A 13,461-nucleotide genomic window follows, 5' to 3' on the forward strand; every position below is an offset into this window, starting at 1 on the left:
ATGGCTCTTGTCGTACAGATCGGCCAACTTCTTCAACCGGCCCTGCAGGGCCTCGGGGTCGAGAAACGCCAAAGCACCTTGATCACTGAACAGACTGGCCACTTCGTCCTGGATGTCCTGCTGGTTTTGCGCCAGTGACCGCCAGACCAGGTTCTCCCGCGAGACCACCGCCTGACGCCAGCGTTCCAGCCACTGTTCGCCGGCCGCCGTGGCATTCATGCCGACGAGGGCCTTGCCCATCTGGTCTTCGAACAGCAGGGCCTGCTCGGTGTCGTTGGGGTCGAACGCCTCGAGCGCGACCAGCAGCGCCTCGCTCTGCAGCCAGCGCAGGTGGTCCGGTGCCCGTGCCTGCTTGGCGGCGTCGGCCTTGTCGACATGCTCGCGATAGCGCCTGAGAAAGGCCTGACGCAGGCCTTCGTCGAGGTACGGGGCGTATTTGTCCCAGCTCTGGGCGCGGCTGGCCTTGGCGGCCGCTTCCTGCACCTGGCGCTGGTGCGCCGGATTGCGGAAGGTCTGGTAGCCGCGGTAAGACTGCGCGACTACGTGGCGGTTGCTCGCCTGGTACTCGGGATCGGTGTAGCGCACCCCGAGGCCTTGCTGGTGCTTGTAGTAGGTTTGCTCGGCTTCATCCTCGACCAGCTGGCGGATGTTGTCGATAGCGAAGGCGATGGTGAACTTGCGCTGATTGCTGAGCTTTTCACCGTCCTCCTGGGCCATGAAGGCCTCGAGCGGCGCGCTGCTGGCGTTACGCCAGGCATTGAGTTCCTGGACCAGGCCGAGCGCGTCGTCGAGGACGATGGCGGCGCCGCGTGGGGTCTGGCGTCCGGCCGCTGGCATCATTTCGGCAAACACCGCTTGTTGGGGCGGCAGGTAGGTGGAAAATGCCTGGGCCTTGAGCTGGCGTTCGAGCTCGGGCTGGCGGGCGGCGGCAAAGTCGGCGATGAGCTCGAGCTCATCGTGGGTGAGCACATTGGGCGTGGGGGCGGGTGTCGCCGAGGCCAGTAGCGCCACATTCACCGCGGTCATGCTGTCGCGGTAGCGCGCCAGCCCCCGGTAGTTGTCCCGGCTGCCCTGGGTCAGCGGTGCCGGGCTGTAGAGAAAGCGCAGGTCGTCGATGCCGTCCACATCATTGACCTTGAGCATCCAGGTCAGCCCCTGGATGCCATCGGCCTCGATCCTGAGCGGTGGAGGCGGCGTCCAGGGTTGGTCGGCGTCGATGAGGTTGAGGGTGCCGAGTTCGGAGACGCGGTACTGACTATGCCAGGCATAGGCGCTGCCCTTGCGCTTGATAAGGAGGTACAGAAAGCCCTCGCGCAGGGGGCGCAAGGCGAATTCGGACGTGCCGAGCGGGCCGACCTGAAAAGGCCTGCGCAGATGCGCGGGCAACTGAGGCAGCAGCCGGCGCTGAGCCTCGCTGCCGCCCATGGCGCCGTAGCGCAGGGGCAGGAAGGAGAAGGTGCGGGTGCAGGTGACTTCGGCACCGGGCTTCAGCACCGTGTCCAGCAGCCGGCGGTTTTCCGCGCATTGGTCGAAGATGGCTTGCCAACTGTTCATCCGCGGCCTGCCTCCTCGATCTCGCGCGGGAAGCGGGGCTCGTAGCAGAGCAGCGGTGCGCGAGCAGACCTGCGCATTGTCGACAAGGGAGGAAAAGATCGGTTATGCATGGGAGGTCCTCGTCTACCGGCTGTTGGCACTTGGCCAGCGAGTAGAATCTGTGATCAGGCATGGGGACACTGAAGCCTGAACACTAACGAGGACGTGGTTCCCGAAGCAGTTCTAAATTTCCGAAAAGGATGTAGGAAAAGGCGACTTAAAAAGCTCGATCACAGGCTCGCCTCGACTTTGCTGGCCACATTGGCCGGCAGCCAAGCCTTCCACACTTCAGGATGGTCGCGCAGGAACGCTTGCGCGGCCTTGTCGGGCGCCAGGCGTTTCTCGCTCATCTGTGCCAGGGTCTTGTTGAGCAGGCCGATAGGCAAGTCGACTTTCTCGAACACGGCCACGAGGTCCGGGTAGCTGTCGCGAAACGCCTTGGACACCCCGATCGACAATTTCGCTGGCAATGACTGGCTGCCCTTTGGTTCAGGGTTCTTCGGATCGAGCAGGGTGGCCCAGTTCTCGGCATTGAACGGCGGCTCCTGCAGCCGCACCAGGTCATGGCGGCCGATCAGCGGGGTCGGGCTCCAGTAATAGAACAACACCGGTTTGCCGCGGCGAATGGACGAGTCGACTTCGGCATCCAGCGCCGCCCCTGTGCCACTGCGGAAGTTGTTGTACAGGCCATCCAGCCCGTAGGCCTTGAGTTTCTGGGTATTGACGATTTCCGAGGTCCAGCCGCTCGGGCTGTTGAGGAAGCGTCCCTTGCCGGGGGCTTCGGGGTCGTTGAAAACCTCGGGGTAACGCTTGAGGTCGTCGACACTGCTCAGTTCGGGCGCTGATGCCTTGATGCCGCGTGCAGGGTCGCCATTGATCACGTAGGCCGGCACCCACCAGCCTTCTTCTGCATTCTTGACGGTGTCGCCCAACGCGAACACCTGGCCGGCCGCTTCGGCCTTGACCCAGGCGGGGCTGCGCCCGGCCCATTCTTCGGCGATCACTTGCAAATCATTGCGGGCCAACGCCACTTCCATGCTGACGGTGCTGCCGGGCAGGGTGTCGGTGGGGTAGCCGTAACCACGCTCGACGATCAGGCGCAGGATTTCAGTGGTCAGGGCGCCGCTTTCCCAACTAATGGCGCCAAAGTGGATAGGCGCCCGCTGCTCGGCGCACGCGGCGCTGTCGGTACTGGCCAGGCCCACGGCGAGCAGCAGGCTGGCCAGCAGCGTTGGAATTTTCTTCATCTGCACCTCATGGGTTGTCGTTGCAAGTGTCGGGCAAGTGTAGACGACGGCTTCAGGGCGCCCGCCTGGGCGGGCAGGAACGGCTTCTGTCTGGTTGTAGTGGAGGCGGGCTGCAAGGCTCAGCCCTCCACAAGCCGAGATGGCAGGAGTACGAGATGAGCCTGAATCTGCAATTCGTGTATTACCGCAACTTCACCTTCGACGGAAAATTCCACATTCGCTGCATCGGTGACGATCTGCACAAGGTCAAGTCGATCCATTACCTGCTGGAGCGCCAATCAGCCGACGCCGTGATTCACCTCGATGGTGCCACCGTGCTTTCGCAAGCCCAGAGCGGCCAGGTATCTGACCATGGTTGTCCGGCCACATTGAGCTGCACGGTAGAGGCGGGCACGTACGTGATCACGCCCCAGGTCAGCCTGCTCGACAGCCACATCATGACGCTGGACCTGGAGCACGATGCTGATAGGGTGTTGCGCGAAGGCCCACTGGTGGTCGAGGTGAGCGAGGCTGAACTGACCCGGCGTATCCTCGACAGCGTGCCCTTGTCATCGGACACCTCCGCGACAGGCGCGCCGTGGACAATTCAGTCGTGGTTCCGCTGTTGCCAGAGGCCCAGCGTTACCCCGCGCTGATTCTGGTGTTCAAGGCGGGTGGCCATGCACGGTTCATGGCCGAACGGCATGACTTCGATGCAGCCATCGAGCCTCAGCCGTTCCTGGAGGCGCAAGAGCGCGACGATGAGCACTTGCAGGTACTCGCCACCTTTCACAGTGGCGCTACTTCGACGACCATGGCGATGCTGATGCGATCCTGGTGGGTGCCTGCCATTCCTGGGACGGCAAGCCTCACCAGTACTCCAACTACAACTATCGCTACCGCATGCTCAACGCCTGGGGGGACAGTGTCGCCACCTTGGGCTATGGCGCGCTTCAGGGCAAAGATGGCCATGACCGCGACTACACCAACAACTATGGCGGCACCTCCAGCGCCACGCCCATGGTGACCGGGGCACTGGCCTTGATCCAGTCCTATGCCATGGAGCAGCACCACCTGTACCTGAACGCCAACCAGATGCACCTGCTGGTGATGCAGTCGGGCTACCAGGATGCCACGCTGCCCCATGACGACCGCCTGCCCATGGGCGCCCGGCCCAATGTGCTAGGCGCCCTGATGCTGCTTGATCGCATCCTGCAGGCGGGGCGCTTCCACTTGCCAGACGACGGCTTCTGCGGCGACCAATGCGCCCTGCAGGGCTAGACCCGGAACTGATCCATCAAGGCCTGTTGCTGGTTGGCCAGGCTGTTCAACGACTGGCTGACCCGCGCCGACTCGTTGGTCTGGCCTGACAGCGACTCGGTGACATCGCGGATGGTAGCGACGTTGCTGTTGATCTCCTCGGCCACCGCGCTCTGCTCCTCGGCGGCCGAGGCGATCTGCAGGTTCATGTCGGTGATCACGCTGACAGCCTGGCCGATGCGTTGCAGTGCGGTAACCGCCTGACCGACCTGTTGCACACCGCCCTGGGCCTGGCGGTGGCTGTTGTCCATGGCGCCGACCACCTCTCGGGTACCCGCCTGCAAGGCTTCGATCACCTGACGGGTCTCTTCCACCGACTCCTGGGTGCGTCGGGCCAGGTTGCGCACTTCATCGGCGACCACGGCAAAACCACGGCCGGCTTCACCGGCGCGCGCCGCTTCGATGGCAGCGTTGAGCGCCAGCAGGTTGGTCTGTTCCGCGATCGAACGGATCACTTCCAGCGCCGAGCCGATCTTCTCGCTGTTCTGCGCCAGGCCCTCGACTTCGGTCATGGCCTGGCTCATGTTGGCGGCCAGGGCGTCGATGCGCTGGGTGGTGTGGTCGATTACCGTCAACCCTTCGCGGGTGGCTTGGTCAGCCTCGCGCGCCGCCTGTGCGGCTTGTGCAGCACTGCGGGCGACATCCTGGGCAGTGGCGCTCATTTCGTGCGAGGCGGTGGCCACCTGGTCGACCTGGCGGTACTGCTGTTCCATGCCGGCGCTGGTTTCGCTGGCGATCGCCGAGCTCTGGTCGGCAGTGCCGCGGGCGGCCTGCACTGGTTGGCGGGCTGGCCGCTGGGGCCGGTCTCGGTGTTGGCCAGGTCGTGCTCGGGCAGGGCCATGGCGGTCAGCCGGCCGGCGCGCGGTTGCGACCAGTACAGCGCGAAACGCCCGGTCTCGTTGCTGCCAAGCTCTGGCTTGCCGGCGAACAGGCTGTCCTTGTTGTCCAGGGCATTGGCTTCGAACACCAGCGACAGGCCGAGCAGATCAGGGTTGGCCTGAAGTGCGGCGCGCACCTGGCGGGTCATGTCCTCGCGCAGGTCGAAGGCGTCGAGGAAGCGTTTGTCCGCCTGCTCGCGCAGGAACAGCACCTGGCGGGCGAAGCCGGCGCCGTACTGGTAGGCATCCATGAACTGGCGACGGATGTTCAGGGCCTGGACTTCACCTTGCGATTCGATGCGCGCCTGAGCCGCCTCGCCCAGCATCTGCATGCTGCTGGCCTTGACCAGCGCCGAGCTGTGGCTCATGCGGTAAAGGGAGAGGCCGACGAGCAGGGTGACGATGCTGGCCAGGCAGAGACCGGCGAGCAGGGTGATCTTCCATTGGATGGACAGTTGTCGCAAAGGCCCGCGCACTCCCGCTATATCGACCCCCCTCCGATTTTCTTTATTCAAACGTTCAATTTAAATTCGCCGCACGGCGTAACACGCCGTACCATGGCACTTTTGACATCCGCCCCCCACTGCTGCAGAGTGCGCGGTTTTTGTCTGTGGCCACGAGGTAAACCAAACCATGAATGCTGTGATTGCCGCTGTCGGCATCATGCTGATACTCAGTCTGTCCCGGGTGCATGTGGTGATCGCGCTGATCATCGGCGCGCTGGTCGGCGGCCTGGTCGGCGGCCTGGGTATCGAAGGCACGCTCAAGGCCTTCAACGGCGGCCTGGGCGGCGGTGCCACGGTGGCGTTGTCGTATGCCTTGCTCGGCGCCTTTGCCGTGGCCATCGCCAAGTCCGGCCTGGCCCATGCCCTGGCCGACCGTGCCCTGAGCATGATCGACCGCCAGGGCCACGCCAATGGCGGCCGGGTCAAATGGCTGTTGATCGGCCTGATGCTGGTGGTGGCGGTGTCGTCGCAGAATATCCTGCCCATCCACATCGCCTTCATCCCGCTGCTGGTGCCGCCGCTCTTGTACGTGCTGACCCGCCTGCGCATCGATCGACGGCTGATCGCCTGCGTGATCACCTTCGGCCTGATCACCCCGTACATGTTCCTGCCGGTGGGCTTCGGCAACATCTTCCTCAACGAGATCCTGCTGGCCAACGTCGCCCGCGCCGGGGTCGACGTGAGCGGGGTCAACGTCACCCATGCCATGGCCATTCCGGCAGCGGGCATGCTGGTCGGCCTGCTGCTGGCGGTGTTCGTCAGCTACCGCAAGAAGCGCGACTACGACCTGGCGCGCATCGAGCAGGTCGAACAGGTCAGCGTCCAGTACAACCCGTTGACCCTGCTGGTGGCGGGGCTGGCGATCGCCTCGGCGTTCATCGTCCAGCTATGGCTCGACTCGATGATCATCGGCGCCATGGTCGGCTTCCTGATCTTCTCGCTGTCGGGCATCGTGCGCTGGAAAGACACCGACGATCTGTTCACCGAAGGCATGAAGATGATGGCCATGATCGGCTTCATCATGATCGCCGCGTCCGGCTTCGCTGACGTGATGAAAGCGACGGGGGAGGTCAATAGCCTGGTGGAGGCGTCGGCGCAGTGGATCGACCACAGCAAGGGCATCGGCGCCTTGCTGATGTTGCTGGTGGGGCTGCTGGTGACCATGGGTATCGGTTCGTCGTTCTCGACGGTGCCGATCCTGGCGGCGATCTTCGTGCCCTTGTGCGTGCAGCTGGGCTTCGACCCGCTGGCCACCGTGTGCATCGTCGGTACGGCCGGCGCCCTGGGCGATGCGGGTTCGCCAGCATCGGACTCGACCCTGGGGCCGACCTCGGGGCTGAACGTGGACGGCCAGCACCACCACATCTGGGATACCGTGGTGCCGACCTTCCTGCACTACAACCTGCCATTGCTGGCCTTTGGCTGGTTGGCGGCGATGACGCTGTAGGGCTTCAGCCCTTGTGGGGCGGCGGCGAGATACCGTTGAGCACGGTGCTGCCGTCCTTGCTGCGGGTCAGGTAGACCGGCAGGACCTTGGGCAGGTTGTCCACCAGCCGCCCGACCTCGCGGGTGTTGTAGATGCCGCTGATGCGAATCTGCCCGGTCCTGGCATCGGCCAGCAGCAGCGGTGTCTCGAGGTAGCGGTTGATGACCGGCAGCGCCTGCTCCAGGCTGAGGTTGTCTAGCATCAGCTTGCCGCTGCGCCAGGCCAGGCTGTTGCCATAGTCCTCGCTCTGGGCCAGGTGCGGCTCGAAGTCGCCGGTGCGGTAACTGGCCTGCATGCCGGGGCCGAGACGGTAGCCGTCAGGGCTGCCATTGCTGCTGACCAGCACCGAGCCCTGCACCAGGGTGACCTTGACCTGGTCCTGGTACTTCCACACGTTGAACTGGGTGCCCGTCACGCGCGTCTGGCCATGTCCGGCACGCACGATGAAGGGGTGAGCACTGTCGTGCTGAACCTTGAAGAAGGCCTCGCCACGCTTGAGGGTGACCTGGCGCCGATCCTTGTAATTGAAGTACGTCAGTTCGCTGTTGAGGTTGAGCTCGACCGTGCTGCCGTCACTCAGCTGCACGTTGCGGGTGCGGTCGGTGGCGCTGAAGTGCTGGTAACGGTTGGGAAGCCAGCCTTGCTCCCAACCTGTCCAACCCGCCAGGGGCAAGGCGAGCAGGGCAAGCGCCGCGGCCGACGCCAGCGGGCGCCAGTTGCGTCGCTCAGGTGCGCGCCGTGCAGGCGGATCAAGGTCGATGACCGTGGCGGAGCGCGGCAGCAGCTCGGCGGTCTGCCAGATCTCCAGCATGGCCTGGTACTCGTCGGCGTGGCGCGGGTCGGCGGCCAGCCAGCGGGTGAACGCTTCGCGCTCGACCGCCGTGCAATCGTCGGCGTGCAGACGCATGCACCAGTGCGCGGCGGCGTCGGTAATGGCATCGTCTGGGCTGGGATCGAGGCGGTCTTGGTTCATTGCGGCTCCGGGTTTTGCGCATTCTACCCCCGCCGAGGGGCTCCCGAGAACCGAGCTAATGGCGAATGACTATCAGTTATGTAGATATTTCGTCGGTGCGCAATGGAACGCCTGCGTTTGAGAACTTTTCGCGGTGGATGCACTGGCCTCATCGCCGGCAAGCCGGCTCCCACAAAAGGCCCAGATGCAAAACGCCCTTGTGGGCGCCGGCTTGCCGGCGATGAGGGTATCAGAACTGTTCGGGCGCCATGCGATAGAGGCTCGCACTGCCAGCGCGAATGCTCGCTTCCAGTGCCAGGCCGCGAGGCAGCACACGCTGGAAGTAGAACTCGGTTGTGGCCAGCTTGGCGCCGTGGAACGTCGGATCTTCGTCGTGCCTGGCCAGGGCCGCCGCCGCCATGCGTGCCCACATGTAGGCGTACGCCGTCAGGCCGAAACAGGTGCAGGTACTCCACTGCCACGCTGCTGATCAGGTTCGCATCCTCGCGCACCTGCGCACTCAGCCACTCACTGGTGGCTACCAGGCGCACCAGGCTGGCCTGCAAGGCGTCACGGTGCAGCGGTGCGCTGACGCAGAAGGGGCGCACTTCGGCCGCGAAGCTGGCCAGGCCCTGGCCGCCGTCGGCCAGCACCTTGCGGCCCAGCAGGTCGAGGGCCTGGATGCCATTGGTGCCTTCGTAGATCTGCGCAATGCGCACATCACGCACGCGCTGCTCCTGGCCCCATTCGCGGATGTAGCCATGGCCGCCGAACACTTGCTGGCCGAGCACGCAGCTTTCCAGGCCATTGTCGGTGAAGAACGCCTTGGCCACCGGGGTGAGCAGCGCCACCAGCCGCTGGGCATGCTCGCGCTCACCGGTATCCTCGGCATAGCGCGACAGGTCCAGTTGCTGGCCGACGTAGGCGGCAAAGGCGCGGCCGCCCTCGGTGAGGGCGCGCATGGTCAGCAGCATGCGGCGCACGTCACCGTGGTGGATGATCGGGTCGGCGCCCTTGTCCTGCGCCTGTGGGCCCACCGCCGCGCGGCTCTGCAGGCGTTCGTTGGCATAACGTGCGGCGCTCTGGTACGAGGCCTCGGCGCAGCCGATGCCCTGGATGCCGATGGACAGACGCTCGTAGTTCATCATGGTGAACATCGCCGCCAGGCCCTTGTTGCCTTCACCCACCAGGTAACCGGTGGCGCCGTCGAAGTTCATCACGCAGGTGGCCGAGGCCTTGATGCCCATCTTGTGCTCGATCGAACCACAGTGCACGGCGTTGCGCGGCCCCAGGCTGCCGTCGGCAGCCACCCTGAACTTGGGTACCAGGAACAGCGAGATGCCCTTGGCACCGGCGGGTGCATCGGGCAGCTTGGCGAGGACCAGATGAACGATGTTCTCGGTCAGGTCCTGCTCGCCGCCAGTGATGAAGATCTTGCTGCCGCTGATGTGGAAGCTGCCATCGGCCTGAGGTTCGGCGCGGGTGCGGATCAGGCCCAGGTCAGTTCCGGCGTGGGGTTCGGTCAGGCACATGGTGCCGGCCCAGCGGCCCTCGTACAGGGCGGGCAGGTAGGTGGCCTTGAGCGATTCGCTGGCATGGGCATCGATCGCCAGGCAGCGGCCGGCGCTCAGCGCCGAATAGAGGCTGAAGCTGCAGTCGGCGGCGTAGAGCATCTCCTCGAACAGCACGCCGAGCATCTTCGGCATGCCCATGCCGCCAAACGCGGGGTTGCCCACCCAGGCCCACCCAGCCGCCTTCGCGGTAGGTGCGCCAGGCTTCGCGGAAGCCGTCCGGGGTCGTGACAGCGCTTGCGTCGAAGTGCACGCCCTGTTCATCGCCGTTGCGGCTGAGCGGGGCGATCAGTTGGGCGGTGACCTTGGCGGCCTCTTCGAGGATGGCGTCGGCGGTTTGTGCATCCACACGCTCGGCCAGGGCAGCCAGACGTGCCCACATGGCAGGGCCCTGGAGCACGTCATGGAGGATGAAGCGCGTGATGAAGCGGCTGCAGGCGGAAAGTCTGGCGGAGCTGGTGGGTATGGCGATTGCCTGTGGTGTGATCGAGGCGCTGAAACGTTAGTTCTCCCACAGGAGTCTCGATAGGCCGCGAAATACCCCGATCCATGAAATTTTACATAGCTACCTAATCAAAGCTTTGACATTCACTGCCTAGGCAGTAATATTTTTAAACAATTGCCGAGAGCATGCCGATGTCCCACTTCACCCCGGAAAACTTCCAGACCTGCGCCATCGGCATGCTGTTGGGCCGCGCGGCGATCCTCAAGGACCGCATTCTCGACTGGCACCTCGAGTCAGAGGGCGTTACCGCCGCGCAGTTCAAGGTGCTGATCATCGCCACCCAGTACCAGGTCGATACCCCGGCCGAGTTGTGCCGCTACCTGGGCCTGGACAGCGGTTCGATGACCCGCATGCTCGACCGCCTCGAGCAGAAGGGCCTGATCCTGCGCAACCGCTGCGCCGATGACCGCCGCCAGGTGCGCCTGGCACTGACCGCCGACGGCCAGCGCCTGGCCGACCGTTTGCCGGAGATCGGCGCGGCGGCGATGAACGAACTGGTCGGCGTGCTCCAACCCGATGAACTGAAGACCCTCGAAGGTTTGTTGGCCAAGGTCCTGATCGGTGTCGGCGACCCCCTGACGATACGCCGCTTCGGCGATCGTTGAATCCCGTTACGCTCTTCCCAAGGTAATGCCCATGGCCACTCCCGCAGACACTTCAACTCCCCCCGACGCGCCGCAACCGTCGCGCAAACGCAAGGTCTGGCTGCTCGGCTTGCTGCTGCTGGTGCTGCTCGCAGGCCTGGGCACCTGGGCCTGGTACAGCCTGATCGGGCGTTGGCACGAGAGCACCGACGATGCCTATGTCAACGGCAACGTGGTGGAGATCACCCCGCAGGTCACCGGCACCGTCACCAGCATCGGCGCCGATGACGGCGACCTGGTGCACGCAGGCCAGGTACTGCTTCAATTCGATCCGGCCGACAGCGAAGTCGCCCTACAGTCCGCCGAAGCCAAGCTGGCACGCAGCGTGCGCCAGGTGCGTGGCCTGTACAGCAACGTCGATTCGCTCAAGGCTCAGTTGCAGACCCGCCAGGCCGAACTGCAGAAAGCCCAGCAGAACTACAACCGGCGCAAGGTGCTGGCCGACAGCGGCGCCATCGCCGCCGAAGAAATCGCTCATTCCCGCGATGACCTGACCGTGGCCCAGGCCGCCGTCAACAGCGCCCGCCAGCAGCTCAACACCAGCACCGCGCTGGTGGACGACACCGTAGTTTCCTCGCACCCCGAGGTCATGGCCGCTGCCGCCGACCTGCGCCAGGCCTACCTCGATCATGCCCGCACCACCCTGGTGGCGCCCGTGACCGGCTACGTCGCCAAGCGCACCGTGCAACTCGGCCAGCGCCTGCAGCCGGGCACCGCGACCATGGCGGTGATCCCGCTGGACGAAGTGTGGATCGATGCCAACTTCAAGGAAACCCAGCTGCGCAACATGCGCATCGGCCAGCCGGTGGACATCAGCGCTGACCTGTATGGCGGCGAAATCAAGTACAGCGGCACGGTCGACAGCCTGGGTGCCGGTACCGGCAGCGCCTTCGCCCTGCTGCCTGCACAGAATGCCACCGGCAACTGGATCAAGATCGTCCAGCGCGTGCCGGTGCGCATTCACCTGAGCCCCGACCAGCTGAAGGATCATCCGTTGCGTATCGGCCTGTCGACGGTGGTCGAGGTCGACCTGCATGACCAGAGCGGCCCGACCCTGGCCCAGCAACCGCCGCAGCAGGCCAGCTACACCACCCAGGTGTATGACCGCCAGCTGGTCGAGGCCGACGACCTGATCAGCCGGTTGATCCACGAGAACAGTGCCTCCGGCAAGACGGCCCAGCGATGAGCGGCAACGCCTCGGCCCAGTTCACCCCGCCGAGCCTGGTGCTGACCACCATCGGCCTGTCGCTGGCGACCTTCATGCAGGTGCTCGACACCACCATCGCCAACGTGGCGCTGCCGACCATTTCCGGCAACCTGGGGGTGAGCTACGAGCAAGGTACCTGGGTCATCACCTCGTTCGCGGTGAGCAACGCCATCGCCTTGCCACTGACCGGCTGGCTCAGCCGCCGCTTCGGTGAGGTCAAGCTGTTCATCTGGGCCACCTTGCTGTTCGTGCTGGCGTCGTTTCTCTGCGGGATCGCCCAGTCGATGCCGGAGCTGGTGGGCTTTCGGGTGCTGCAGGGGGTAGTGGCCGGGCCGCTGTACCCGATGACCCAGACCTTGCTGATTGCCGTCTATCCGCCGGCCAAGCGGGGCATGGCCCTGGCGTTGCTGGCGATGGTCACGGTGGTGGCGCCGATTGCCGGGCCGATCCTCGGCGGCTGGATAACTGACAGCTACAGCTGGCCGTGGATTTTCTTCATCAACGTGCCCATCGGCCTGTTCGCCGCCGCCGTGGTTCGCCAGCAGATGCGCAGCCGGCCAGTGGTCACCAGCCGCCAGCCGATGGACTACATCGGCCTTCTGACCTTGATCGTCGGCGTCGGCGCGTTGCAGGTGGTGCTCGACAAGGGCAATGACCTGGACTGGTTCGAGTCGTCGTTCATCATCGTCGGCAGCCTGGTCTCGGTGGTGTTCCTGGCCATCTTCATCATCTGGGAACTCACCGACCGTCACCCGGTGGTCAACCTGAGATTGTTCGTACACCGCAATTTCCGCATCGGCACCTTGGTGCTGGTGGGCGGCTACGCGGGGTTCTTCGGTATCAACCTGATGCTGCCGCAATGGCTGCAGACGCAGATGGGCTACACCGCGACCTGGGCAGGGCTGGCGGTCGCACCGATCGGCCTGCTGCCCGTGCTGATGTCGCCATTCGTGGGCAAGTACGCACACCGCTTCGACTTGCGAGTGCTCGCAGGGCTGGCGTTTTTGGCGATCGGTGGTAGCTGCTACCTGCGGGCCGGTTTCACCACTGAGGTGGATTTCCAGCACATCGCCCTGGTGCAGTTGTTCATGGGCATTGGCGTGGCGCTGTTCTTCATGCCGACCTTGAGCATTCTGCTGTCGGACCTGCCGCCGCAGCAGATCGCCGACGGTTCCGGGCTGGCGACGTTCCTGCGCACCCTGGGCGGGAGTTTTGCCGCGTCGCTGACCACGTGGATCTGGATTCGCCGGGCCGACCAGCACCATGCCTACCTGAGCGAACACATCAGTGAATACGAGCCGGCGACCCGGCACACCCTGGAGCAATTGGGCGGCGCCAGCCTGCAGAGCTACGCGCAGCTGGAGCAGATGCTCAACCGGCAGGCCTACATGATGTCGACGGTGGAGTATTTCACCCTGATGACCTGGCTGTTCGCAGGGCTGATCCTGTTGGTCTGGTTCGCTCGGCCACCATTCACCGCCAAGGCGGGGCCGGCGTCGGCGGGGCATTGAGGGTTCGCCTGGGGAGTTGGGGTGGTGCAGAAAACGAGCGCCGCGCGGGCGGCGCTCGTTCT

Annotated in this window: 9 protein-coding genes and 3 pseudogenes; 7 read left to right on the plus strand and 5 right to left on the minus strand. The window is 64.7% G+C overall.

Translation table 11 applies throughout. The features are described from left to right. Together PPL01S_RS20065 and PPL01S_RS20070 are read right to left on the minus strand one after the other, a co-directional pair. Window positions 1-1,554 (minus strand): T6SS effector BTH_I2691 family protein (locus PPL01S_RS20065; RefSeq protein WP_042156549.1); only part of this gene is annotated, 1,554 nt, incomplete at its 3' end. 269 nt (window positions 1,555-1,823) lie between these two features. Then, window positions 1,824-2,840 carry an ABC transporter substrate-binding protein gene (locus PPL01S_RS20070; RefSeq protein ID WP_016391073.1) on the minus strand — a complete coding sequence of 339 codons (1,017 nt, stop codon included), beginning with the start codon at window positions 2,838-2,840 and terminating at the stop codon, window positions 1,824-1,826. A 155-nt stretch (window positions 2,841-2,995) separates the two neighbouring features. On the opposite strand from PPL01S_RS20070, the gene PPL01S_RS25220 reads away from it, so the two are divergent. Both PPL01S_RS25220 and PPL01S_RS25225 read left to right on the plus strand, forming a co-directional pair. Next, a complete protein-coding gene (locus PPL01S_RS25220; RefSeq protein ID WP_016391074.1) occupies window positions 2,996-3,475 on the plus strand; it encodes a hypothetical protein in 480 nt (159 codons plus the stop codon). Between the two features lie 181 nt (window positions 3,476-3,656). Continuing rightward, window positions 3,657-4,100: a S8 family serine peptidase gene (locus tag PPL01S_RS25225; RefSeq protein ID WP_016391075.1), complete on the plus strand. Its 444-nt coding sequence runs from the start codon at window positions 3,657-3,659 to the stop codon at window positions 4,098-4,100. Here PPL01S_RS25225 and PPL01S_RS26075 read toward each other — a convergent pair. Beyond that, window positions 4,097-5,430, minus strand: a pseudogene (locus tag PPL01S_RS26075) (methyl-accepting chemotaxis protein). The gene PPL01S_RS25225 and the pseudogene PPL01S_RS26075 overlap by 4 nt on opposite strands. Window positions 5,431-5,650: 220 nt before the next feature. Between PPL01S_RS26075 and PPL01S_RS20090 the strand changes: the two are divergent. After that, window positions 5,651-6,970 (plus strand): Na+/H+ antiporter family protein, encoded by a 1,320-nt coding sequence (locus PPL01S_RS20090; RefSeq protein WP_016391076.1) that lies wholly within the window; start codon window positions 5,651-5,653, stop codon window positions 6,968-6,970. Window positions 6,971-6,974: 4 nt separating this feature from the next. Here PPL01S_RS20090 and PPL01S_RS20095 read toward each other — a convergent pair whose 3' ends face one another. Together PPL01S_RS20095 and PPL01S_RS20100 are read right to left on the minus strand one after the other, a co-directional pair. Beyond that, window positions 6,975-7,982, minus strand: coding sequence for a FecR family protein (locus PPL01S_RS20095; RefSeq protein ID WP_028625962.1), 1,008 nt, complete (start codon window positions 7,980-7,982; stop codon window positions 6,975-6,977). Window positions 7,983-8,211: 229 nt separating this feature from the next. Next, window positions 8,212-9,956, minus strand: a pseudogene (locus tag PPL01S_RS20100) (acyl-CoA dehydrogenase C-terminal domain-containing protein). On the opposite strand from PPL01S_RS20100, the pseudogene PPL01S_RS25875 reads away from it, so the two are divergent. The 4 genes and pseudogenes from PPL01S_RS25875 to PPL01S_RS20115 form a co-directional block, all read left to right on the plus strand. Further along, window positions 9,949-10,038: pseudogene (locus PPL01S_RS25875) on the plus strand (DNA-binding response regulator); the annotation flags it as partial. The pseudogenes PPL01S_RS20100 and PPL01S_RS25875 overlap by 8 nt on opposite strands. A gap of 130 nt (window positions 10,039-10,168) precedes the next feature. Further along, window positions 10,169-10,642, plus strand: a complete 474-nt coding sequence (locus PPL01S_RS20105; protein WP_016394891.1) for a MarR family winged helix-turn-helix transcriptional regulator — start codon at window positions 10,169-10,171, stop codon at window positions 10,640-10,642. Between the two features lie 31 nt (window positions 10,643-10,673). Next, window positions 10,674-11,867 (plus strand): HlyD family secretion protein, encoded by a 1,194-nt coding sequence (locus PPL01S_RS20110; protein WP_016394890.1) that lies wholly within the window; start codon window positions 10,674-10,676, stop codon window positions 11,865-11,867. Beyond that, window positions 11,864-13,399, plus strand: a complete 1,536-nt coding sequence (locus PPL01S_RS20115; RefSeq protein ID WP_016394889.1) for a DHA2 family efflux MFS transporter permease subunit — start codon at window positions 11,864-11,866, stop codon at window positions 13,397-13,399. The genes PPL01S_RS20110 and PPL01S_RS20115 overlap by 4 nt, the downstream gene beginning before the upstream one ends. Window positions 13,400-13,461: the final 62 nt, after the last annotated feature.

The organism is Pseudomonas plecoglossicida NBRC 103162 = DSM 15088 (genome assembly GCF_000730665.1).
Classification (GTDB): Bacteria; Pseudomonadota; Gammaproteobacteria; order Pseudomonadales; family Pseudomonadaceae; genus Aquipseudomonas; species Aquipseudomonas plecoglossicida.